The organism is Gallibacterium genomosp. 1 (genome assembly GCF_000771875.1).
GTDB lineage: Bacteria > Pseudomonadota > Gammaproteobacteria > Enterobacterales > Pasteurellaceae > Gallibacterium.
On the sequence record NZ_JPXX01000018.1, the window covers coordinates 77,919 to 99,044 of the forward strand.

24 protein-coding genes are annotated in these 21,126 nt (G+C 40.5%); 15 read left to right on the forward strand and 9 right to left on the reverse strand.

The annotated features are described in order from the left end of the window. Positions 1-51 precede the first annotated feature (51 nt). From JP36_RS06115 to rppH, 4 genes are read right to left on the reverse strand one after another with little or no spacing between them, the layout of a single operon-like run. Positions 52-903: a thymidylate synthase gene (locus tag JP36_RS06115; RefSeq protein WP_039173016.1), complete on the reverse strand. Its 852-nt coding sequence runs from the start codon at positions 901-903 to the stop codon at positions 52-54. Continuing rightward, complete coding sequence (gene lgt, locus JP36_RS06120; protein WP_018345561.1) at positions 887-1,702, reverse strand: prolipoprotein diacylglyceryl transferase; 816 nt, start codon at positions 1,700-1,702, stop codon at positions 887-889. The genes JP36_RS06115 and lgt overlap by 17 nt, the downstream gene beginning before the upstream one ends. Positions 1,703-1,709: 7 nt before the next feature. Next, positions 1,710-2,498: a sulfite exporter TauE/SafE family protein gene (locus JP36_RS06125; RefSeq protein ID WP_039173018.1), complete on the reverse strand. Its 789-nt coding sequence runs from the start codon at positions 2,496-2,498 to the stop codon at positions 1,710-1,712. A gap of 2 nt (positions 2,499-2,500) precedes the next feature. After that, complete coding sequence (rppH, locus tag JP36_RS06130; RefSeq protein ID WP_039173021.1) at positions 2,501-3,103, reverse strand: RNA pyrophosphohydrolase; 603 nt, start codon at positions 3,101-3,103, stop codon at positions 2,501-2,503. A gap of 186 nt (positions 3,104-3,289) precedes the next feature. Here rppH and JP36_RS06135 point away from each other — a divergent pair, with 186 nt between their 5' ends. The 9 genes from JP36_RS06135 (at position 3,290) to JP36_RS06175 (ending at position 12,169) form a co-directional block, all read left to right on the forward strand. Next, positions 3,290-4,018, forward strand: coding sequence for an ElyC/SanA/YdcF family protein (locus JP36_RS06135; RefSeq protein ID WP_039173024.1), 729 nt, complete (start codon positions 3,290-3,292; stop codon positions 4,016-4,018). Between the two features lie 96 nt (positions 4,019-4,114). Continuing rightward, entirely contained in the window at positions 4,115-4,696 is a 582-nt protein-coding gene (rsxA, locus tag JP36_RS06140) for an electron transport complex subunit RsxA (protein ID WP_039134177.1), read from the forward strand. Beyond that, positions 4,696-5,292: an electron transport complex subunit RsxB gene (gene rsxB / locus JP36_RS06145; protein WP_039173026.1), complete on the forward strand. Its 597-nt coding sequence runs from the start codon at positions 4,696-4,698 to the stop codon at positions 5,290-5,292. The genes rsxA and rsxB overlap by 1 nt, the downstream gene beginning before the upstream one ends. 22 nt (positions 5,293-5,314) lie before the next feature. Then, positions 5,315-7,753 carry an electron transport complex subunit RsxC gene (rsxC, locus tag JP36_RS06150; protein WP_039173029.1) on the forward strand — a complete coding sequence of 813 codons (2,439 nt, stop codon included), beginning with the start codon at positions 5,315-5,317 and terminating at the stop codon, positions 7,751-7,753. Next, the gene (rsxD, locus tag JP36_RS06155) at positions 7,746-8,816 is read left to right on the forward strand and encodes an electron transport complex subunit RsxD (RefSeq protein WP_039173032.1); all 1,071 of its coding nucleotides are present in this window, start codon (positions 7,746-7,748) and stop codon (positions 8,814-8,816) included. The genes rsxC and rsxD overlap by 8 nt, the downstream gene beginning before the upstream one ends. Before the next feature lie 9 nt (positions 8,817-8,825). Then, positions 8,826-9,458, forward strand: coding sequence for an electron transport complex subunit RsxG (gene rsxG / locus JP36_RS06160; protein WP_039134168.1), 633 nt, complete (start codon positions 8,826-8,828; stop codon positions 9,456-9,458). 15 nt (positions 9,459-9,473) lie between these two features. Next, positions 9,474-10,151, forward strand: coding sequence for an electron transport complex subunit E (locus JP36_RS06165; RefSeq protein ID WP_039134164.1), 678 nt, complete (start codon positions 9,474-9,476; stop codon positions 10,149-10,151). Next, positions 10,151-10,786, forward strand: a complete 636-nt coding sequence (nth, locus tag JP36_RS06170) for an endonuclease III (protein WP_013746510.1) — start codon at positions 10,151-10,153, stop codon at positions 10,784-10,786. Before JP36_RS06165 ends, nth begins: the two co-directional genes overlap by 1 nt. An 18-nt stretch (positions 10,787-10,804) precedes the next feature. Continuing rightward, positions 10,805-12,169 carry a sodium-dependent transporter gene (locus tag JP36_RS06175; protein ID WP_039173036.1) on the forward strand — a complete coding sequence of 455 codons (1,365 nt, stop codon included), beginning with the start codon at positions 10,805-10,807 and terminating at the stop codon, positions 12,167-12,169. Here JP36_RS06175 and priC read toward each other — a convergent pair. Together priC and argS are read right to left on the reverse strand one after the other, a co-directional pair. Continuing rightward, a complete protein-coding gene (gene priC, locus JP36_RS06180) occupies positions 12,161-12,730 on the reverse strand; it encodes a primosomal replication protein PriC (RefSeq protein ID WP_039173040.1) in 570 nt (189 codons plus the stop codon). The genes JP36_RS06175 and priC overlap by 9 nt on opposite strands. 54 nt (positions 12,731-12,784) lie before the next feature. Further along, complete coding sequence (gene argS / locus JP36_RS06185; protein WP_039173043.1) at positions 12,785-14,512, reverse strand: arginine--tRNA ligase; 1,728 nt, start codon at positions 14,510-14,512, stop codon at positions 12,785-12,787. Positions 14,513-14,612: 100 nt separating this feature from the next. On the opposite strand from argS, the gene JP36_RS06190 reads away from it, so the two are divergent. The 4 genes from JP36_RS06190 to ndk are packed head-to-tail and all read left to right on the forward strand — an operon-like array spanning position 14,613 to position 17,463. Beyond that, positions 14,613-15,191 (forward strand): VOC family protein, encoded by a 579-nt coding sequence (locus tag JP36_RS06190; protein ID WP_039173045.1) that lies wholly within the window; start codon positions 14,613-14,615, stop codon positions 15,189-15,191. A gap of 12 nt (positions 15,192-15,203) precedes the next feature. Beyond that, complete coding sequence (locus tag JP36_RS06195; RefSeq protein WP_039173048.1) at positions 15,204-15,674, forward strand: glycine zipper 2TM domain-containing protein; 471 nt, start codon at positions 15,204-15,206, stop codon at positions 15,672-15,674. Between the two features lie 58 nt (positions 15,675-15,732). Continuing rightward, a complete protein-coding gene (gene pepB, locus JP36_RS06200) occupies positions 15,733-17,034 on the forward strand; it encodes an aminopeptidase PepB (protein WP_039173050.1) in 1,302 nt (433 codons plus the stop codon). A gap of 9 nt (positions 17,035-17,043) precedes the next feature. After that, positions 17,044-17,463: a nucleoside-diphosphate kinase gene (gene ndk, locus JP36_RS06205; protein WP_013746503.1), complete on the forward strand. Its 420-nt coding sequence runs from the start codon at positions 17,044-17,046 to the stop codon at positions 17,461-17,463. Between the two features lie 60 nt (positions 17,464-17,523). Here the strand turns inward: ndk and ychF are convergent, their stop codons facing one another. The 3 genes from ychF to birA all read right to left on the reverse strand — a co-directional run bounded on the left by ychF (position 17,524) and on the right by birA (position 20,235). Then, positions 17,524-18,615, reverse strand: coding sequence for a redox-regulated ATPase YchF (gene ychF / locus JP36_RS06210; protein WP_013746502.1), 1,092 nt, complete (start codon positions 18,613-18,615; stop codon positions 17,524-17,526). Between the two features lie 9 nt (positions 18,616-18,624). After that, complete coding sequence (gene pth, locus JP36_RS06215; protein ID WP_039173053.1) at positions 18,625-19,212, reverse strand: aminoacyl-tRNA hydrolase; 588 nt, start codon at positions 19,210-19,212, stop codon at positions 18,625-18,627. Between the two features lie 78 nt (positions 19,213-19,290). Next, the gene (gene birA, locus JP36_RS06220) at positions 19,291-20,235 is read right to left on the reverse strand and encodes a bifunctional biotin--[acetyl-CoA-carboxylase] ligase/biotin operon repressor BirA (protein WP_039173056.1); all 945 of its coding nucleotides are present in this window, start codon (positions 20,233-20,235) and stop codon (positions 19,291-19,293) included. Between the two features lie 124 nt (positions 20,236-20,359). Between birA and JP36_RS06225 the strand changes: the two genes are divergently transcribed. Together JP36_RS06225 and JP36_RS06230 are read left to right on the forward strand one after the other, a co-directional pair. Next, on the forward strand, positions 20,360-20,794 hold the full coding sequence (locus JP36_RS06225; RefSeq protein ID WP_039173061.1) for a type II toxin-antitoxin system RatA family toxin: 435 nt from the start codon (positions 20,360-20,362) through the stop codon (positions 20,792-20,794). Beyond that, the gene (locus tag JP36_RS06230; protein WP_039173064.1) at positions 20,787-21,116 is read left to right on the forward strand and encodes an RnfH family protein; all 330 of its coding nucleotides are present in this window, start codon (positions 20,787-20,789) and stop codon (positions 21,114-21,116) included. Before JP36_RS06225 ends, JP36_RS06230 begins: the two co-directional genes overlap by 8 nt. Positions 21,117-21,126 lie beyond the last annotated feature (10 nt).

Sequence of the window (21,126 nt, forward strand, 5' to 3'; positions counted from 1 at the left end):
CAAGATAGCACTGCTTAACACCTGGGATATACAGTGCTATCTTTTATTCAACTAAACAGAAAACGGATATTTAATTGCTGGATGACACTGATAATTATGCACTTTGAAATCATCTAACGTGACCCAAGTTTCCAAATCCTCCAATGTCTTAATATCAGGATTAATCTCTAACTGTGGTAAAGGGTAAGGTTCTCGCTTTAATTGTTCATCACGCATTAATGACAGTTGATCTTCATAAATATGCGCATTGATAATCTTATGGAACGCTTTGCCTGGTTTATGTCCGGTAATTTGTGCCATTAATGCTAAAAAAACAAACACTTGAATTTGATTAAAAGTCAAACCGAGTGGCACATCACAAGAACGTTGATAACTAGTTAAATATAGAGTATCCCCCAATAGGGAAAATGTATGTGTGTGCATACAAGGACGCAAACAGCCTTGCTCAATCTCGCCCGGATTATAAAACGTTAAAATTTCGCCACGATCATCAATGCCCTTGCTTAAATCATTGACAATTTTGCGCAACTGATCGACCGTTTCGCCATTTGGTTTACGCCACGAACGCCCCTGCACGCCGTAGACGCGCCCCATATCATCCTCACCTTTGCGATACGGATTGGCAAGCCACGCCGCATTTTCATTGGCATTCGCATCCCACGTTTTGGTGCCCAATTTACGGAAATCAGCTGCATTGTCATAGCCACGAATATAGCCCAATAATTCAGCAATAGCCGCTTTCCAGAAACTCTTTCGCGTGGTAATCAATGGGAATTCATTATCAGCGACATTGTAAGTTAATGAGGCATCAATCACGGTCAAACAACGTTTTCCGGTTCTCTGATTTTCTACCCAAACGCCTTCATCAATAATACGTTGGCAAAGATCAAGATACTGTTTCATTGTTTTTCCCCTTACGCTGATATGCAAACCAAATAATGACAAGCCCGATAACAATCATCGGTGTCGAAAGAATCTGTCCCATTGAAATTTCGTGTCCGAAATAAAGCCCTAACTGTGGATCCGGTTCTCTGAAAAACTCAACAATAAAACGGAACACACCATAACAGAACAAGAACAGACCTGAAACCGCGCCGGTTGGGCGCGGTTTACGAATAAACAGATTTAAAATAGTAAACAACACCACGCCTTCCAAAAAGGCTTCATAGAGTTGTGACGGATGTCGCGGTAAATAGCCGCCGCTCGGAAACAGCACTGCCCAAGAAACATCTGTTACTCTGCCCCACAATTCATCATTAATGAAATTACCTATTCTCCCCATTCCCAAACCGAATGGAATGAGTGGTGCGATAAAATCAGCGACGGCAAAGAATTGCCGTTTTTGTGCCTTGGCGGTCAACCACATCGCCACGATTACACCGATTAGCCCACCGTGAAACGACATTCCGCCTTCCCACACCCGAATCAGATAAAGCGGATCCTGCAAGAAAAGATCAAATTGATAGAACAGAACATAGCCGATACGTCCGCCTAAAAAGACACCTAAAAATCCGTTAAAAAGCAAATTATCAAACTGATCGGCGCTCCAACCGCTGTTAGGGCGTTTTACTCGACGCATTCCCAACCAGCGCGCAAATAAAAAACCGATCAAATACATCAAGCCGTACCAACGCAGCGCAATCGGTCCGACAGCAAAAATGACAGGATCAAATTGAGGATAGGTAAAAAATTCGCTATTCATAACCACTCTATTTAATAAACATATCTATCGCAATGGCAATCAACATCAACGCAAAATAACGTTTTAAGGTAGGAATCGGCAATTTGGTTGTTGTTGTCGCACCTAATTTTGAAGTAAAGAATGAGGTTACTGTAATTCCGACCACCGCCGGCAAATAGACGTACCCCAAAGAATAACTCGGCATATCAGCATTCCAACCTCCAATAATAAAACTTAACATACCAGACAAACCGAGCAACATTCCGCAGAAAGCAGACGAACCAATTGCTTTTTTCATATCAATACCGCGAGAATTTAAAAATGGCACAATAAAACCACCGCCGCCGATTCCGGCGGCACTGGAAGCCATACCAATCAAAATTCCACCAATTACCGAAGCAGTTTTAGTCAATGTTTTCACCGCTTGTTTAGGTTTGATTGACAACACCATTTTAATAGCCAGATAAACGACTAAACAAGCGAAAACTTTGCTCGTGATTGACTTGTCCAATTTACCGATAAATAGCCCTGAAATAAACGTGGTTACCATAATGACCGGTGCTAAAATCTTCACTGCATCCCAAACAATATTGCCCAACTTATGGTGACGTTGTGCCGAAGAAAAACCAGTAACGACAATGGTAGCGAACGAAGTACCCAACGCTGATGACATCAATAAATTATCCGGAATTCCTGCCATCGGTAATAAATAGACTAACACCGGCACAATAATTACTCCACCACCAATACCGAACAATCCAGCGAGAAAACCAACAAGCGCACCAACCACTAAACAGATAAGAAAAAATGTGAGCATTACTAACTCCTTGTTTTATTAAACAAACGTTTTGAATATTTTGCGGAAAAAGAGCGTTTATTATTGACGTAATTACGCTTATTTTGAACGTTCTGATAATTTACAGTAGATGCAACAGTTTCATTTTCTTTTTGGCTGAATAAAACCGCTGAGAACTCTTTCATAATTTTGCGATAAACATCTCGTTTAAATGACACAACCTGTCTTACCGGATACCAAAAACTAACCCAGCGCCAGCCATCAAATTCCGGCGATGAGCCAACATTCATATTAATATTTTTTTCCGAACTAACAAGTTGCAACAGAAACCAACGCTGTTTTTGTCCGATACAAACCGGACGAGAATCGTGGCGAATAAGACGTTTAGGTAATTTATAACGCAACCAGTGTTTTGAACTATAAATAATTTTGACATCATTGGCGGTTAAACCCACCTCTTCATAAAGCTCACGATACATCGCTTGTTCCGGCGTTTCTTTTGGATTAATGCCGCCTTGAGGGAATTGCCACGAATTTTGATTATATCGCTTCGCCCAAAAGACCTGTCCCTTTTGGTTACAAATAACAATACCGACGTTAGGACGATAACCGTCGAAATCGATCACTATCGACAACCTTAAACTTACATTCAGATAAAAAAGATAACGTTGATTGTTTCATACTATTGTTTTTTTCTCAAGTTTCCGATTCGGCTCCATATACAAAATCACGTATTATCACGGATCTCATTCTGCTTTTATGATAGTATAAAATCTATTACTGATAATTGAAGCAAGAAAGAGTTTAAGCAAATGAGCAAATCACACGCATTACAGACATTGATACATAATGTGTTTGCTTACTGCAAACATATCGCTGCTACACACTACAAAAAATGCCTTATGTTTATACTCTCACTGCTTTCACTTACTATCGTATTGTTGGTTACCGTTGATGTCGGCATCAGCTGGTGGGTAAAAGATCGTATCTATCGCGATATCGATCTTCTGCCTTATCGACCTTACGGCTTGGTGTTGGGAACTTCAAAATACTTTAAAAACAATACCTTAAATCTATTCTATTATAATCGTCTCTCCGCCGCCGAATCATTAATCAAGCATCATAAAGTTGATTACCTGCTACTCAGCGGCGATAATCGCACGCTCCAATATAATGAGCCGCAAAGAATGTTTAAGGATTTGCTAAAAATGGGCGTGCCTTCACAAACGATGTTTTTTGACTATGCCGGTTTTCGCACGCTTGATTCGGTTGTTCGTGCCGATAAAGTTTTCAAAGCGCAATCTTTAACCATTATCACCCAGCGCTTCCATTGTGAACGGGCACTGTTTATTGCCAAACATTATGATATTGATGCTATTTGCTATGAGGCGGATAATCCAGAAGGTTATACTTGGGTGCGTTTTCGTGAATTTTTTGCCCGTGTGCAAGCAGTTTTAGATATTATGCTCGGTAAACAGCCCTATTTTTTAGGCAAACCAGAACCGCTACCGCCACCAATTTTGCCGCCCCCTGAAAAGTAATTCTTACGATAAAAATCGAACAAATATTCGCTTTTGGCTATTGTTCTTGCTTCAAGAAAACACGATAATAGCCCTCTTATTTTTAGCGATAGATCAATGATGAGTTATATTCTTTTAATTATCAGTACTGCATTAATCAACAATTTTGTGTTAGTCAAATTCTTAGGTTTATGCCCATTTATGGGAGTTTCCAAAAAAGTGGATACTGCTGTTGGAATGGGGCTAGCAACAACTTTTGTTTTAACTGTTGCTTCATTAGTTGCCTATTTGGTTGATCACTATATTTTGTTGCCATTAAACGCTATCTATTTACGCACATTAGTCTTTATTTTAGTGATTGCCGTTGTCGTGCAATTTACAGAAATGGTTATTAATAAAACTAGCCCTACACTTTATCGCTTACTCGGTATCTTTTTACCGTTAATCACCACCAACTGTGCTGTGCTTGGTGTTGCTTTATTAAACGTTAATTTAGCACATAATTTTATCCAATCTGTTATTTACGGTTTTGGTGCTGCACTTGGTTTTTCTTTAGTGCTGGTGCTGTTTGCTGCTATTCGTGAACGGATTGAAGCTGCCGATGTACCTTTTCCGTTTCGTGGTGCATCGATTGCTTTAATCACCGCCGGATTAATGTCTGTCGCCTTTATGGGTTTTAGTGGATTAGTGAGAGTCTGATGTCTTGGTTATTATCTCTATCCCCTTATATGTGGATTTTAATCAGTATTGCATTACTTGCTTTAATTTTCGGAGCCATTTTAGGTTTTTCCTCGATTAAGCTGAAAGTAGAAGCTGACCCAATTGTGGACAAAATTGATGCTTTATTACCACAAAGCCAGTGTGGACAATGTGGTTATCCGGGTTGTCGACCTTATGCAGAAGCGATTGCCAATGGCGATATCATCACTAAATGCGTTCCCGGCGGACAACCTTTAGTCGAAAAATTGGCAGATTTACTCGGTGTGGATGCACCGCAAGGCGTATTTGAAGAAGAACCTGTGCCTAAAGTTGCTTTTATCCACGAAGAAATGTGTATTGGATGCACAAAATGTATTCAAGCTTGCCCAGTTGATGCCATTATCGGTGCTAATAAAGCATTACACACTGTTATTCCTGAGCTATGTACCGGTTGTGAATTATGCGTTGCTCCTTGTCCGACTGATTGTATTACGATGGAAAAAGTCAAACCTTCCCTCGATTCTTGGAACTGGAAATATGATCAAAAATTAATTATTCCTGTCGTACAAGTACAAAATAAAAATGAGTCGGAATAAGTAAAATCATAGGAAAGTTAAGATGTTAGATGATGTATTAACCAGAATAAATAAAAATCGATTATGGGATTTTCCCGGCGGGATTCATCCACCGGAAATGAAACAGCAATCGAATGGCACTAGACTTTCCCGATTAAAACTACCTAACACTTACTACATTGCATTGAAACAGCACGCCGGTAAAGCTGGTCAGCTCTTAGTTCAAGTTGGTGATTATGTACTAAAAGGGCAAGCCTTAACTCAAGGCGATGATTATCGCACGTTACCCGTACACGCCCCCACTTCCGGCACCATAACCGCTATCGGCGGTTATGCCTCTTCGCATCCGTCTGGATTACCTGAAACCACCATCACCTTACAAGCTGACGGTAAAGATCAGTGGCGTGAACGCCAACCTATCGAAGATTTTCTTACTGTACCACCTGAACAATTGCTACAAAAAATCTATCAAGCCGGCATTGCCGGCTTAGGCGGAGCAGTATTCCCGACTGCATCTAAAATCGCCAGTGCGGAAAACAAAGTTAAATTATTAATTATTAACGGCGCAGAGTGCGAACCTTATATTACCTGTGATGATCGCTTAATGCGTGATCGCAGTCTTGATATTCTCGAAGGCATTCGGATTCTGCGTTATATTTTACGGCCGCAAAAAGTGGTGTTGGCAATCGAAGATAATAAAGCAGAAGCTATTGAGGCTATGCAACAAGCCCTATCCGGTGCTAACGATATTGAAATTCGCGTGATTCCAACCAAATATCCTTCCGGTGCGGCGAAACAATTAATTCAAGTTTTAACCGGTCTGGAAGTGCCGAATAATGGTCGCTCTTCGCAAATTGGCGTGTTAATGAACAATGTTGCCACTGCCTTTGCGGTAAAAAAAGCGATTATTGATGACGAACCGCTCATTGAACGCGTGGTAACACTGACCGGTGATAAAATTCCGCAACCTCGTAATGTTTGGGCAAGAATAGGGACACCAATTTATCACCTGTTACAACAAGCCGGTTATCAATATGATGATCGTTTTCCTGTCTTTATGGGCGGACCGATGATGGGATTTATTTTACCGAATCTCAACTCGCCGGTAACCAAAGTGACTAACTGCTTAATTGCGCCGGATCATTTTGAATATCAGCCGCCGCCGCAAGAGCGTAATTGTATTCGCTGTTCTGCCTGTTCCGATCACTGTCCAATTAAATTGATGCCACAGCAACTCTATTGGTTTGCGCGCAGTGAAGATCACGAAAAATCAGAACAGTACAACCTAAAAGATTGCATTGAATGTGGCGTTTGTGCCTATGTCTGCCCGAGCAATATTCCGCTGATCCAATATTTTCGCCAAGAAAAAGCCAAAATCGCAGAATTAAAATTAAAAGCAAAACTGGCGGAAGAGGCGAAAGTCCGTTTTGAAGCTAAACAGGCTCGAATGAAACGGGAAAAACAGGAGCGAGATCGCCGAACTCAATTAGCGGCGGAAGCTCGTCGAGCAGAGATGGCAAAACAACAAGGCGTTGATCCTGTACAAGCTGCATTGGAACGTGTTCGTCAAAAACAGGCAACTAATGCAACACCACAAATCAAAACTATCACCAACGATAAAGGTGAAATATTGCCTGATAACAGCGATATTATGGCAGCTCGTAAAGCGCGCCGTTTAGCCAAACAGGCACAAACACAAACCGGTCAACCGACATCATTGGCAACAACGGATAAAGAGAATAAACAAGCCGCTATTGCCGCTGCCATTGCCAGAGCTAAAGCGAAAAAAGCGCAGCAATCGGAAAACAGCAATAGTGCTGCCGAATCTTCTTCGGTAGCTGCTGAAAACAACGCAGATACTGATCCGCGTAAAGCCGCTATCGCCGCCGCCATTGCCAGAGCTAAAGCGAAAAAAGCACAACAAACGGACAACAGCAATAGCGCTGCCGAATCTTCTTCGGTAGCTGCTGAAAACAACGCAGATACCGATCCGCGTAAAGCTGCTATCGCCGCTGCTATTGCTAGAGCAAAAGCGAAAAAAGCACAACAAACGGAAAACAGGAATACCAACGCTGAATCTTCTTCGGTGGTAGCTGAAAGCCTCACAGATACCGATCCGCGTAAAGCCGCTATCGCCGCTGCCATTGCCAGAGCTAAAGCGAAAAAAGCACAGCAAGCGGAAAACAGCAATAGTGCTGCCGAATCTTCTTCAGTGGCAACTGAAAGCAGTGCAGATACCGATCCACGTAAAGCCGCCATTGCCAGAGCTAAAGCGAAAAAAGCACAAACGCTTGCGGAAGCAGAAAAAGTCATTTTAATAACAACAGACGAAACATTAGATCAGCAACAAAATCCTAGTGCCGATCATCATTCTATTGATAATCATCAACATACAGATCCTAGAAAAGCGGCGATTGCAGCAGCAATAGCCAGAGCAAAGGCAAAAAAAGCAGTAAGAGAAGGAAATCAAGATAATGTTTAGAATGGCAAGTTCTCCTCATGTACATTCCCATAGCTTGACCGCAAAAGTAATGTTGTGGGTAATTGTAGCAATGATTCCAGCAATTATGGTACAAATCTACTACTTTGGTTTCGGTACTTTAATTCAACTGTTATTAGCTGTGATTTTCGCTATTTTACTGGAGTGGATTGTAACTAGATTACGCACTAAGAAAAATTTTGCTGATTTATCGGATATGAGCGTCATCTTGACAGCTATTATTTTAGCAGTTGCCATTCCACCTTATGCTCCCTATTGGATAATTCTGCTTGGCATTTTTTGTGCTGTTATTTTAGGTAAGCAAGTTTATGGCGGACTTGGACAAAATCCTTTTAATCCGGCAATGGTAGGGTACGCTATTCTGTTGGTATCTTTTCCGGCACAGATGACCGCTTGGGCATTGCCAAATCATTTATTAATTGAACCTACCGGATTTAAAGATGCTTATTTATTGATATTTCAAGGTGTTACCAGTGATGGCTACAGCCTACATCAACTTACCTCTACGATTGACGGCATCACTCAAGCAACTCCATTAGATAGCGTTAAAACCGGAATAAAAAATCATCTAACATTGGGTCATATCGCGGCTTCACCAATTTTTCAACACGACAATTTGCATGATATCCTTACTATCACGATGGGGATCGGTTGGTGGCAAGTTAATCTTGCATTTCTGGTCGGTGGTCTTTTCCTTATATGGAAAAAAGTGATTCACTGGCAAATTCCTTTTGCAATGTTGCTCACCTTAGCCATTTTGGCTACAGCAACTTGGTTGATCGCACCCCAAACTTATCCATCACCGTTATGGCAACTTTTTTCCGGTGCAACGATGTTCGGTGCTTTTTTTATTGCCACCGATCCGGTAACGGCCTCTATCACACCGAAAGGGAAATTATTATTTGGTAGTTTAATCGGTCTCTTACTTTATGTTATCCGCTTCTATGGTGGTTATCCTGACGGCGTAGCATTTGCTGTTTTATTGAGCAACATTTGTGTTCCGTTAATCGATCATTACACTCGTCCCCGTCTTTATGGCCGCTAAGGAGAAAAAATGGCAACGCTAAAACGTACAACCATTAACTATGCTTTAATCTTAGCCTTTGTTGCTTTGGTTTGCACTTTAATCACATTGGCAATGTACTCATTAACACAAGATAAAATTCAACGAGTAATGGAAAATCAACAGAAACAACTTTTATCTGAAGTGCTACCACCAAATTTTGCTGATAATGATCTGTTAAAATCGTGCTACATTCCAAATAATAACAAGCAGTTAGCCGATATTTCTAAACTTTATTTGGCAAAAAAACAGAATAAAACCGTTGCTTATCTGTTTGAAACCACCGCACCGGATGGTTACTCAGGTAATATTCGTATTTTGGTGGCAGTAACACCTGAACGTGAAGTGTTAGGAGTCCGTGTCTTGGAACATCACGAAACACCCGGATTGGGTGATAAGATCGAAACACGGCTTTCCGACTGGATCTTAGCCTTCAGCAATAAACAATTTAATCTTAATGAGTTAGACAAATGGGCAGTAAAAAAAGATGGTGGTGAATTTGATCAATTTGCCGGCGCAACTATTACTCCACGAGCGGTTGTTAATGCAGTGAAAAAAGGGTTACTGCAATTACTCTCTCAACCATTTGCATTTAACCCTGAAGATTACAATCGTTGCAATTAAGTAAAGAGGTGTTGAATGAATCATAGTACTTCAGAAGTAACTACTCACACTGATAGTGCCAATTCCGTTTGGAAAACTTTGTTTATTCAAGGTGTATGGAAGAATAACGCCGCATTAGTACAATTATTAGGATTGTGTCCATTATTGGCAGTGTCCAATTCTGTTGCTAATGCGTTAGGGCTTGGTTTAGCAACAATGCTAGTGTTGATTTGTACTAACAGTATGGTTTCTTTATGCCGGCACCTTATTCCTAAAGCTATTCGTATTCCGATTTATGTGATGATTATTGCTTCAACTGTAACTATCGTGCAGCTAGCAATGAATGCATATACTTATTCGCTTTATCAATCATTAGGGATTTTTATTCCACTCATTGTTACCAACTGTATCGTCATCGGTCGAGCCGAAGCCTATGCCTCAAAAAACAGTTTATGGCACGCAATGTTCGACGGTTTCTCAATGGGATTGGGAATGACGCTAAGTTTGGTCGTATTAGGCGCATTACGTGAAGCGATCGGTAGCGGCACGCTGTTCAGCGGTATGGAACAGCTATTCGGTGAATCGGCAAAGGCACTGAAAATCACTCTATTTCACGCCGACAGCCATTTTTTACTTGCGATTTTGCCGCCCGGCGCTTTCCTTGGCTTAGGAACACTGTTAGCACTAAAAAACATTATTGAACGGAACAAATAATGAACCAACAAAAAAGAATAGAAATTCTCACTCGTTTGCGTGATGCTAATCCGCACCCTACCACCGAATTAAAATATCATTCGGTTTTTGAGCTGCTGATTGCCGTTATTTTATCGGCACAAGCGACTGACGTTGGTGTAAACAAAGCCACTGCAAAATTATTTCCGATCGCGAATACACCGCAGGCAATTCTTGATTTAGGTGTAGATGGTTTAAAAAATTATATAAAAACTATCGGTTTATATAATAGTAAAGCTGAAAATATTATAAAAACTTGTCGAGTGTTAATTGAAAAGTATAATGGCGAGGTTCCGGAATCACGTGAAGCATTGGAATCTTTGCCGGGCGTTGGGCGTAAAACTGCAAATGTGGTGTTGAATACTGCTTTTGGTTGGCCAACGATTGCCGTTGACACTCATATTTTTCGTGTCGCCAATCGTACCGGTTTCGCTCCCGGTAAAGATGTTCTTGCCGTTGAAAAAAAATTATTAAAAGTTGTTCCTGATGAATTCAAAGTCGATGTTCATCACTGGCTCATTTTACACGGACGCTACACCTGTATCGCTCGTAAACCCCGTTGCGGTGCCTGTTTAATTGAAGATCTGTGTGAATTTAAAGATAAAACCGAATACTAAAAACTACAGGAGGATAATATGACGACTCACACAGAAAGACAGACTTGGTCAAACCGACTGACTTATGTTTTAACCGTAGCCGGTGCAACTGTCGGTTTTGGTGCTACTTGGCGTTTTCCCTATCTGGTCGGTGAAAGCGGTGGTGGCGCTTATGTATTACTATTCTGTATTGCAATGATTGTGATCGGCATTCCAATGATTCTGGTTGAAAATGTTATTGGTCGGCGCATTCGCGTTAATGCTATCGATTCTTTCAGCGGAAACATTCACCATAAACCTATCCCTCGCTATTGGAAACTTGTCGGTTATCTCAGCGTGCTCGGTGCGTTTTGTATTATGGCGTACTATATGGTGCTCGGCGGTTGGGTGATTAATTATATCGTCAGTTTGCTCAGTGGCGCTTTGGACATCAGCACACCAATTACTGCCGACACCACGAAAAATTTCTTCCAAGCTACCATTATGGATAATCCGGCAATGATTAGCCTGTACACCTTTTTATTTGTCTTGGTTAACTATGTGATTCTGGTGAAAGGGGTGATTGACGGCATTGAAAAATCGGTGAAATATTTGATGCCGCTATTATTTATCTTTTTAATCTGTATGGTGATTCGTAATGTTACACTGCCGGGTGCTTGGCAAGGCATTGTGTTCTATCTCAAACCTGATTTCTCTAAAATCACACCACAACTTTTCGTGTTTGTCTTAGGGCAAGTCTTTTTCGCTTTAAGTTTAGGTTTCGGTGTTATTGTTACACTCTCCAGTTATCTTAAAAAAGGGGAAAATCTGGTACAAACTGCTGTGATTACCGGCTGCGTCAATACCATTATTGCTGTATTGGCAGGTTTTATGATCTTCCCATCACTTTTCACGTTTGGTATTGCACCAAATTCAGGGCCAACATTGGTATTCCAAAGTTTACCAATCGTATTTTCTCATATGTGGGCTGGTAAATTTTTTGCCGTGATCTTCTTTAGTTTATTACTGATTGCTGCATTAACTACTTCTCTTACCATTTATGAAGTTTTAATTACCGCCTTGCAGGAAAAAACAAAAATTAATCGCCGTTTAGCGATTCTATTCGTTCTCGGTGCGATCTTCCTTCTCGGCAATGTACCCTCAATTTTAAGTTACGGTCCTTGGCACGACATTCATTTCTTCGGCAAAAATATTTTCGATGCTTTTGATTTTGTCAGTGGCAATATTCTCTTTATGCTCACTGCGCTATTCTGTGCTGTTTTTGTCGGTTTTGTAATGAAAGATGAAGCTAAACGAGAATTGAGATTAGGCGAAAATTCCAAGTTGGCACAATGGTGGTTCAGCTATGTTAAATATATCGTGCCACTTGTCATTATTGTAATCTTTATCAGTAACTTAATTTAATTCGCTTTTGGCTTGAGAAGCCTTAAATTCTAGGTATTCTTCCAATTGTTCAATGGCGGCAAGACAACGTTGTCGCCGTTGTTGCAATAGTGCAAGCTGTTGCTGAAAGAGAGGTTTCTGCTCTCTCGGCGCTAGTTGTTGCTGTTGTTCCAAATCAGCAATGCGATCATTAAAACGCGTTAAAAATTCATAATATTTATGAATTCTCTCCTCTGCCGGTAATTGAAAAACATCATACTGTTTTTTCTCTGTTTTTTGTGGCTGGGCTGCTGCCGTTTCTGGTTTTTTCGCTGATCTTTCGGTTCGTTGCAAAGCCTCCAACAACACTCGGAACTGAATACTGATTTGCTCCGCCAAATAAGCAACTACCTCAACCTTATCTAAGGTTGCCAAGCGAGCGATATTTTGTTCAATTTGCGCAATGTAGTAGCGTAACGGCTGTCCCGATTCTGCAAAAACGGTACGTTCAAACTTCTGCTTAATAATCTGCTCACCGTCACAACGGTAGAAAAGCTGTAATTGTTGCTGTAATTGAGAGATGAGTTGTTGCTGATTTGTCATAATAGGATAAGCACAAGATCCGGTGCGGCATTGTCACCGCACCGACAACGGAAATTACATTTTTTCGACAGTTTTAATGCCTAACAGATCCAATCCCTGTTTTAACACTTTCGCCGTTAATGCTGCCAATTTCAAACGACTTTGTTTGACCTCTTCCGCTTGATTTAAGATTGGGCAATGTTCATAGAAGGAAGAAAATGCCCCTGCTAAATCATAAAGATAAGCGCATAAAACGTGAGGCGTACCCTCTTTCACTACAGTGTTAATCGCTTCTTCAAATTTCAATAAAGTTAACGCTAACTGACGCTCTTTATCATCCTTAATTTGAATTTCACCTGCCAACTGCTGAGGATCAATGCCACTATTGGCAAAAATAGAACGGATACGCGTGTAAGCATACTGAATATAAGGTGCGGTATTGCCTTCAAACGTCAACATATTATCCCAATCAAACACATAATCGGTAGTGCGGTTTTTTGATAAGTCAGCGTATTTCACAGCCCCAATACCAACTACTTCCGCCACTTGACGTTGTTCTTCAGCGCTTAAATTGGTTGATTTCTCACTGATCAATTTTTCTGCACGCTCTACTGCTTCATCCAACAGATCAGATAATTTAACTGTGCCACCGGTACGTGTTTTAAACGGTTTATTATCTTTACCCAACATCATTCCGAAATTGAAATGCTCCCAAGTTACGCTTTCCGGTACATATCCTGCTTTACGCACAATTAACCAAACCTGTTGTAAATGTTGGCTTTGACGACTATCGGTAAAATAGAGAATACGGTCGGCGTGCAAAGTTTCATAACGATATTTTGCACAGGCGATATCGGTAGTCGCATAAAGATAACCGCCATCCTTCTTCTGAATAATAACGCCTAGCGGATCACCCTCTTTATTTTTAAACTCATTTAAAAACACCACTACTGCGCCATCATCTTTCACCGCTAATCCTTTTGCTTCCAAATCGGCAACAATGCCCGGCAACATTGGGTTATAAAGGCTTTCTCCCATAACATCCTTATCGGTAAGCGTCACATTTAGGCGATCGTAATTGCGTTGATTCTGTTTCATCGTAATATCAACCAACTTGCGCCACATCTTACGACAATATTCATCACCGCCTTGCAACTTCACCACATAACCACGAGCTTTTTCGGCAAAAACCTCATCTTCATCGTAATGTTTTTTCGCTTCACGATAGAATGCTTCCAAATCGCTTAATTCCATATCGGATGCATTTTCATTCTGCATTTTTTCTAAATAAGCAATCAACATTCCAAACTGTGTTCCCCAATCACCTACGTGATTAGCTCGAATAACATTATGTCCGACAAATTCCAACGTACGCACTACCGCATCACCGATAATGGTTGAACGTAAATGCCCGACGTGCATCTCTTTTGCCACGTTCGGCGCTGAATAATCCGCCACAATAGTTTGCGCTTTTACCGGCGAAATTAAAAAATGGTGATCCGCCAACATTTTATTGGTTTGTGTCGCCAACCAAGCAGGATTAAGAAAAATATTGATAAATCCCGGTCCGGCAATTTCCACTTTTTCAATCATTTCACCAAGATCAAGATTTTCCACCACTTTTTGTGCCAAATCACGTGGCGGTATTGCCAATTTCTTTGCTGCCGCCATCACGCCGTTTGCTTGATAATCACCAAACTGCGCTTTGCTTGACGGACGAACCAAAGCCTCACTTTGCTGATCCGCGCCGGCGGCAATCATTGCTTGTTTAATTTTTTCAGATAGAATGGTTTGAATATTCACAAATATATGCCTTATTGAATTTAAACGATAAATTTAAACTTGTAATGATACTAGGCTTTCCACTATCAGAAAAGTATAAAAAACAAAATACCCTCGCATTATGACTGAAGCAAAATTATTACAACAATTTCCTGAATTATCAGCCCAATTAGTTGAAGCAGAAAAACTATTTGCGCAAATTCTCACACTGACACAATTAGATCGATTAAAGCTCTGTATCGATCATATTGCATTACGTGTGAATGAATTTGATACTGCCAAACTTTGGCAACAAGCACTTGCTGCTGATGCAGAACTGTTAAGCAATAACAAGATCAACGGTCGCCCGATTTATCTTTATCAACTGCCACAACCATTATTCATCCTGAATCAAGCAGTGAATATCATTGAATTACCGTTTCCAAATGAAAAAAGATATCCACAACAAGGTTGGGAACATATTGAATTAGTTTTGCCTTTTTTAAAGAATGAATCCGTTGAGCAGTGGTTTCATCGTGCAGAAAATAAGCTTAAGATCGACTCCCACAGAATTATTTTGAAAAAAAGCTGTCATAAAGCAGATGGCGAAGGTTTACCAAATCCAGCACTTGCCATAAAATTAACGGATAAAAATAATTTTACAACAATTAAATTGCATCCTTTTTCTATTAAAGAAATTGTGATGTCGGAACAGATATAATAGGAGAAAAATATGAAAAAGATCACTTTAATTGCAAGTCTATTAACAGCAGTTACGTTGGCAGGTTGTTCTAATTCTGATCTCTATAGTGGCAATGTATACAGTGGCGGGCAAGCAAAAGAAGCTAGAGCTGTCAGCTATGGACGCATCATTTCTGTACGTCCAGTAACCATTCAAGGAGAAAGCAATTCTCAAGGTGTTATCGGTACTGTCGGTGGTGGTGCATTAGGCGGTATTGTTGGTTCAACCATCGGTGGTGGTAAGGGACAAGCTATCGCTACCGCTGTCGGTGCTATCGCCGGTGCGGTTGTTGGTAATAAAATTGAACAAAAATTGGATCAAACTAACGGTGTTGAACTTGTAATCCAAAAAGAAGACGGTCAACGTATTGCTGTAGTACAAAAAGCAGATCCTAGTTTTGTGCCGGGTGCCAGAGTGCAACTTGTCGGTAGCGGTGCGTCTTTAAACGTTTCCGTACTTTAATCCCTTTATCAGCGAATTACCTCGGTAATTCGCTGTTTTCTATTTAAGGCAAATCATTATGACTATGAAAATTCAATTATCCTCACAGCCAGCATCTGAAGTTTGGGGAGAAAATGCATTAATCTCATTTCAAAACGATCAAACCATTATTCACTTTACTGAAAAACAGAATATTAATGATATACAAAAAGCAGCTCGTAAATTACGTAACCAAAATTTCAAAGAGGTAGAATTAATTGGCGATAACTGGCAATTAGAACATTGCTGGGCATTCTATCAAGGATTTTATACTGCAAAACAAAACTTCTCTATTGAATTTCCTTGTTTAGCTGAAGATGATGAAGCGGAGCTTTATGAACGTATTCGTTGTAGCGATTTTATTCGTGAAATCATCAATTTACCTGCAGAAATCATCACTCCAACTGAATTGGCAAGCAGAGCAGCAAAATTTATTAGTGAACAAGCAGATAATTATGCCGTAAAAGGTTGCGTCAGTTATCACATTATTAGTCGTGAAGAACTGAAAGAACGTGGTTACAATGGTATTTGGGAAGTTGGTAAAGGTTCTCATAATAAACCGGCGATGCTGCAATTAGATTTCAATCCTAGCGGCAATCCTAATGAACCCGTTTTCGCTTGTTTAGTCGGTAAGGGTATTACTTTCGATTCTGGCGGTTATAGCATTAAACCAAGTAACAGTATGGACTCTATGCGTTCAGATATGGGTGGTGCGGCACTATTAACCGGCGCACTCGGTTTTGCCATTGCTCGAGGATTAACAAAACGCGTAAAACTTTACTTATGCTGTGCTGAAAATTTAGTAAGTAGTAAAGCATTCAAATTAGGTGATATTATCAAATATCGCAACGGCGTTACTGTTGAAGTCTTAAATACTGATGCTGAGGGACGCTTAGTGTTAGCTGATGGTTTAATTGAGTCTTCTGCACAAAAACCAAGTATTATTATTGATTGTGCTACGCTAACCGGTGCTGCAAAAGTAGCTGTCGGCAATGACTATCACTCCGTACTCTCAATGGATGATCGCTTAGTTTCCGCACTATTGGCTGCCGCAAAAGAAGAAAACGAACCGTTCTGGCGTTTGCCGTTTGAACCGTTCCATCGTGATCAAATCAGTTCATCTTTTGCCGACATTTCCAATACGGCGAGCGTAAATACTCCGGCTGGGGCAAGCACTGCAACCGCATTTTTGTCGCACTTTGTTGAAAATTATCAACAAAACTGGTTACATATCGACTGTTCCGCCACTTTCCGTAAAGCAGCAAGCCCATTATGGTCAGTCGGCGCAACCGGAATCGGAATGAAAACTTTAGCTAACTTATTAATTTCATTTGAAAAATAGGAAATCTTTATGGCATTAGAACGTACACTCGCAATTATTAAACCGGATATTATCGAACGCCACTTAATCGGAGCGATTATTTCGCGTTTGGAGCAAGCTCAATTTTCCATTGTGGCAATGAAAATGGTTCATCTAAATCAACAGCAAGCCGCCGGTTTCTATGCTGAACACGAAGGTAAGCCGTTTTTTGCAAATTTAATTGCCTTTATGACCTCTACGCCGGTAGTCGTTCTAGTGCTGGAAAAAGAGAATGCCATTGCGGACTATCGTGCCTTAATGGGAAAAACCAATCCGGCTGAAGCCAATATGGGTACGCTACGCCGTGATTTTGCTTTAGATGGCAGTCGCAACAGCGTTCACGGTTCAGATTCCAGCCAATCGGCAGAAAGAGAAATTGCCTATTTTTTTACTTCAAATGAACTGTTTTAACCATAAAAAATGCGTGAGCTATGGCTCACGCATTCTGTCCATTTAAATATATTCCAAGCGTTACACATTAAATCTGAAGTGCATTACATCGCCGTCCTGAACGATATAATCTTTTCCTTCCAAACGCCATTTGCCGGCTTCTTTTGCACCGTTTTCACCTTTATACTGCACGAAATCATCATAACTGATCACTTCTGCACGAATAAAACCGCGTTCAAAATCAGTGTGAATCACTGCCGCTGCTTTTGGTGCGGTGGCACCGACCGATACGGTCCAAGCACGCACTTCTTTAACGCCGGCAGTAAAATAAGTTTGTAAATTCAATAACTTATAACCTGCACGAATCACACGGTTTAATCCCGGCTCTTCCAAGCCAAGTTCTTGTAGGAATTCGATTTTTTCATCATCTTCCAATTCGGCAATTTCCGCCTCAATCGCCGCACAAACTGGCACCACTACTGCGCCCTCTTTTTCGGCAATTTCACGCACACGATCAAGATAAGGGTTATTTTCAAAACCATCTTCATTGACATTGGCAATATACATTGTCGGTTTCAAAGTTAAAAAGTTATAACTTTTAATCGCTTGCAACTCTTCCGCATCCAAGCCGATAGAACGTAACATTCCGGCATTTTCAAGCACCGGCAAGCATTTTTCCATCACCGACAACTCAAATTTTGCCTCTTTATCGCCGCCTTTAGCACGCTTTTGCAAACGCAAAATGGCTTTTTCACAGCTTTCTAAATCTGCCAATGCCAATTCGGTATTAATGACTTCAATATCATCCGCCGGATCAATTTTCCCTGAAACGTGCACAATATCATTGTTTTCAAAACAACGTACAACATGCCCAATCGCATCGGTTTCTCGAATATTGGCCAAGAATTTATTGCCTAAACCTTCGCCGTTAGAAGCGCCTTTTACCAAACCGGCAATATCAACAAACTCCATCGTGGTCGGCAACACACGCTGAGGGTTCACAATTTTTGCCAACTCATCCAAACGCGGATCAGGCATCGGCACCACGCCGGTATTCGGCTCAATCGTACAGAATGGATAGTTTGCCGCTTCAATTCCCGCTTTCGTCAATGCATTAAATAATGTTGATTTACCCACATTCGGTAAACCGACAATTCCACACTTAAATCCCATAATTTATCCTTATTCAGCTCGGAAGCCATTCAAGCGATTCATCGCTTTTTCGACTCCATCTTTAATTAAAATATCAATACAACTTTCTGCTTCATCCAACGCTTTATCAATTAAGCGTTGATCCTGCGGAGCCGGTTTGCTCAAGACATAACTCGCCACCAAATTTTTATCGCCGGGATGCCCGATACCGACACGAAGACGGTAAAAGTTTTTGTTATTCGCTAACTGCGCAATAATATCTTTCAACCCGTTATGACCGCCGTGTCCGCCGCCAAGTTTTAACTTCACGCTGCCCGGTGGTAAATCCAACTCATCGTGAATCACCAAAATTTCTTCCGGCAAAATACGATAAAAATTCGCCAATGCACCGACTGATTTCCCACTTAAATTCATAAAAGTGGTTGGTACCAACAAGCGAATATCTTTGCCCGAAATGGTTGCCATTGCAGTTTTGCCGAAAAATTTATTCTCCTCTTTCAGGCTGACATTAAAACGGCGTGCCAAGCGAGTAATCATCCATTCACCTGCATTATGCCGTGTATCTTGATATTTACTGCCTGGATTTCCCAACCCTACAATTAATTTTATTTTTGCCACAATTCTTACCCTGTCGCTAAAATGGGCTGCTATTTTATGCAAAAACCCCTTTTTCTACAATCACAATCACAATCACAATCACGATTGATCATTTATCGGACGCAATGAAATTTCTCCAATAGAAAAACTAAGTTGTTGATTATCTTCCGTATTCAACAATAGTTCCCCTTTATCATTTATTCCCTGCTCTATCCCAATAATGAATTGATTTTCCAATAATAATTTCACTTTCTTTTGATAAAATGCATCATATTGTCGCCATTGCGAAATAAAAGCCGATAATCCTTCTTGTTCAAACAAGGCTAATGCCCGTGCTAGATGTTGAATTAATTTAACAATCAATAAGTTACGATTTATATTTCTCTGCTTACTAATCATTGCAATTGGTTGATCTACTACAAATTTTTTCGGCAAATTGACATTTAAACCTAAACCGATTACCACCTGATTTTGTGCTAAATGCGGATTATGTTTCATCTCAATCAAAATCCCACCCAACTTTTTGCCATCTAACCAAATATCATTCGGCCATTTTAACTGAACTGAATGTAAGTTAAGCTCGGTCAATGCTTGAGCTACCGCCATTCCAACCGCTAAACTCAAGCCGGAGATATCACAATTTGTTGAGAAAATACGGTAGTAACTCATTATCACCTGTCCGGCAAACGGCGATAACCACTGACGACCACGCCGACCACGTCCAGCAAATTGATATTCCGCCAAGCAAACACTGTTATTTGATAATTTAGGCAAATTGTTTAATAAATATTGATTGGTAGAATCGATCACAGGCTGGATAAGCAACTGTTGTTGTGGCAAATTTTTTGTTAAAAACTCACTGTCCAGCACCTCTGCCGAAGCTAGCCAATAACACCCGTCCGTTTCACAACAAATTTCTATTCCTTGTTGATCTAATTGTTGCAAATCTTCCATAAGTTTTTGTTTTGTTATGGATAATTCTTGGCAAAGATCAGTATAAAAATGTTTTTTACCATCTGATAATGCGGACAATAACACAATCATTCCTTTTCCTTCCAATGCAAAATGGCGACAAAACCCGTATAATACACCGCATTTGTCTTTATCTCTATCGCTTATGCTATTAGATAAACCGCTATGTTGCGATAACCTTTACTAAGGAAAACGAATGAATCGTGTCTCTCAAACAATGTTAGTGCCACACAGTGCCGAACAGATGTATCAGCTTGTGAATAATTATCAACGTTATCCTGAATTTTTACCCGGCTGTGTTTCAGGCAAAACCTTACATCAACAAGGCAATGAGTTGGATGCGGAACTGATTGTCAGCAAAGCTGGTATTCGTTTAGCCTTTACCACTCATAACACAATGCAACCGAATCAGTCGATACAAATGAAATTAGTGGAAGGTCCATTTAAACATTTAAATGGGGAATGGCGTTTCCTTGAATTAGATGAATACAGCTCGCAAATCAGCTTGCAATTACAATTCACTTTTTCTAATGCGTTAGTAGAAAAAATATTCGGTAAAATTTTTCAACAACTTACTTCACAAATGGTGCAAGCCTTTAAACAACGTGCAAAGGAGATATATCGTGTCTAACATTAGTGTAGAAATTGCTTATGCTTTACCTGATCATCATTTTTTAAAAAAAATTCAAGTAACTGCAGGCAGCAATTTGCAAGCTGCGATTTTGCAATCAGGTGTTTTACAGCTCTATCACGATATTGATCTTCGTAACAATAAAGTCGGTATCTTCGGGCGTTTAGCTAAGTTAACCGATATCGTACAGGAAGGAGATCGGATTGAGATCTATCGTCCTTTATTGGCTGACCCGAAAGAGATTCGTCGCAAACGTGCTGCCGAACAAGCCGCACAACAACAAGCCGCACAACAACAAGCCAAAAAAGCACAAACAAAATAATTAGGAATGC

What these genes read in the sequence shown, in the direction of transcription:
- JP36_RS06115 (WP_039173016.1), bottom strand. Translation starts at nt 903, where the DNA reads ATGAAACAGTATCTTGATCTTTGCCAACGTATTATTGATGAAGGCGTT.
- lgt (WP_018345561.1), bottom strand. Translation starts at nt 1,702, where the DNA reads ATGAATAGCGAATTTTTTACCTATCCTCAATTTGATCCTGTCATTTTT.
- JP36_RS06125 (WP_039173018.1), bottom strand. Translation starts at nt 2,498, where the DNA reads ATGCTCACATTTTTTCTTATCTGTTTAGTGGTTGGTGCGCTTGTTGGT.
- JP36_RS06135 (WP_039173024.1), top strand. Translation starts at nt 3,290, where the DNA reads ATGAGCAAATCACACGCATTACAGACATTGATACATAATGTGTTTGCT.
- rsxA (WP_039134177.1), top strand. Translation starts at nt 4,115, where the DNA reads ATGATGAGTTATATTCTTTTAATTATCAGTACTGCATTAATCAACAAT.
- rsxB (WP_039173026.1), top strand. Translation starts at nt 4,696, where the DNA reads ATGTCTTGGTTATTATCTCTATCCCCTTATATGTGGATTTTAATCAGT.
- rsxC (WP_039173029.1), top strand. Translation starts at nt 5,315, where the DNA reads ATGTTAGATGATGTATTAACCAGAATAAATAAAAATCGATTATGGGAT.
- rsxD (WP_039173032.1), top strand. Translation starts at nt 7,746, where the DNA reads ATGTTTAGAATGGCAAGTTCTCCTCATGTACATTCCCATAGCTTGACC.
- rsxG (WP_039134168.1), top strand. Translation starts at nt 8,826, where the DNA reads ATGGCAACGCTAAAACGTACAACCATTAACTATGCTTTAATCTTAGCC.
- JP36_RS06165 (WP_039134164.1), top strand. Translation starts at nt 9,474, where the DNA reads ATGAATCATAGTACTTCAGAAGTAACTACTCACACTGATAGTGCCAAT.
- nth (WP_013746510.1), top strand. Translation starts at nt 10,151, where the DNA reads ATGAACCAACAAAAAAGAATAGAAATTCTCACTCGTTTGCGTGATGCT.
- JP36_RS06175 (WP_039173036.1), top strand. Translation starts at nt 10,805, where the DNA reads ATGACGACTCACACAGAAAGACAGACTTGGTCAAACCGACTGACTTAT.
- priC (WP_039173040.1), bottom strand. Translation starts at nt 12,730, where the DNA reads ATGACAAATCAGCAACAACTCATCTCTCAATTACAGCAACAATTACAG.
- JP36_RS06190 (WP_039173045.1), top strand. Translation starts at nt 14,613, where the DNA reads ATGACTGAAGCAAAATTATTACAACAATTTCCTGAATTATCAGCCCAA.
- JP36_RS06195 (WP_039173048.1), top strand. Translation starts at nt 15,204, where the DNA reads ATGAAAAAGATCACTTTAATTGCAAGTCTATTAACAGCAGTTACGTTG.
- pepB (WP_039173050.1), top strand. Translation starts at nt 15,733, where the DNA reads ATGACTATGAAAATTCAATTATCCTCACAGCCAGCATCTGAAGTTTGG.
- ndk (WP_013746503.1), top strand. Translation starts at nt 17,044, where the DNA reads ATGGCATTAGAACGTACACTCGCAATTATTAAACCGGATATTATCGAA.
- ychF (WP_013746502.1), bottom strand. Translation starts at nt 18,615, where the DNA reads ATGGGATTTAAGTGTGGAATTGTCGGTTTACCGAATGTGGGTAAATCA.
- birA (WP_039173056.1), bottom strand. Translation starts at nt 20,235, where the DNA reads ATGATTGTGTTATTGTCCGCATTATCAGATGGTAAAAAACATTTTTAT.
- JP36_RS06225 (WP_039173061.1), top strand. Translation starts at nt 20,360, where the DNA reads ATGAATCGTGTCTCTCAAACAATGTTAGTGCCACACAGTGCCGAACAG.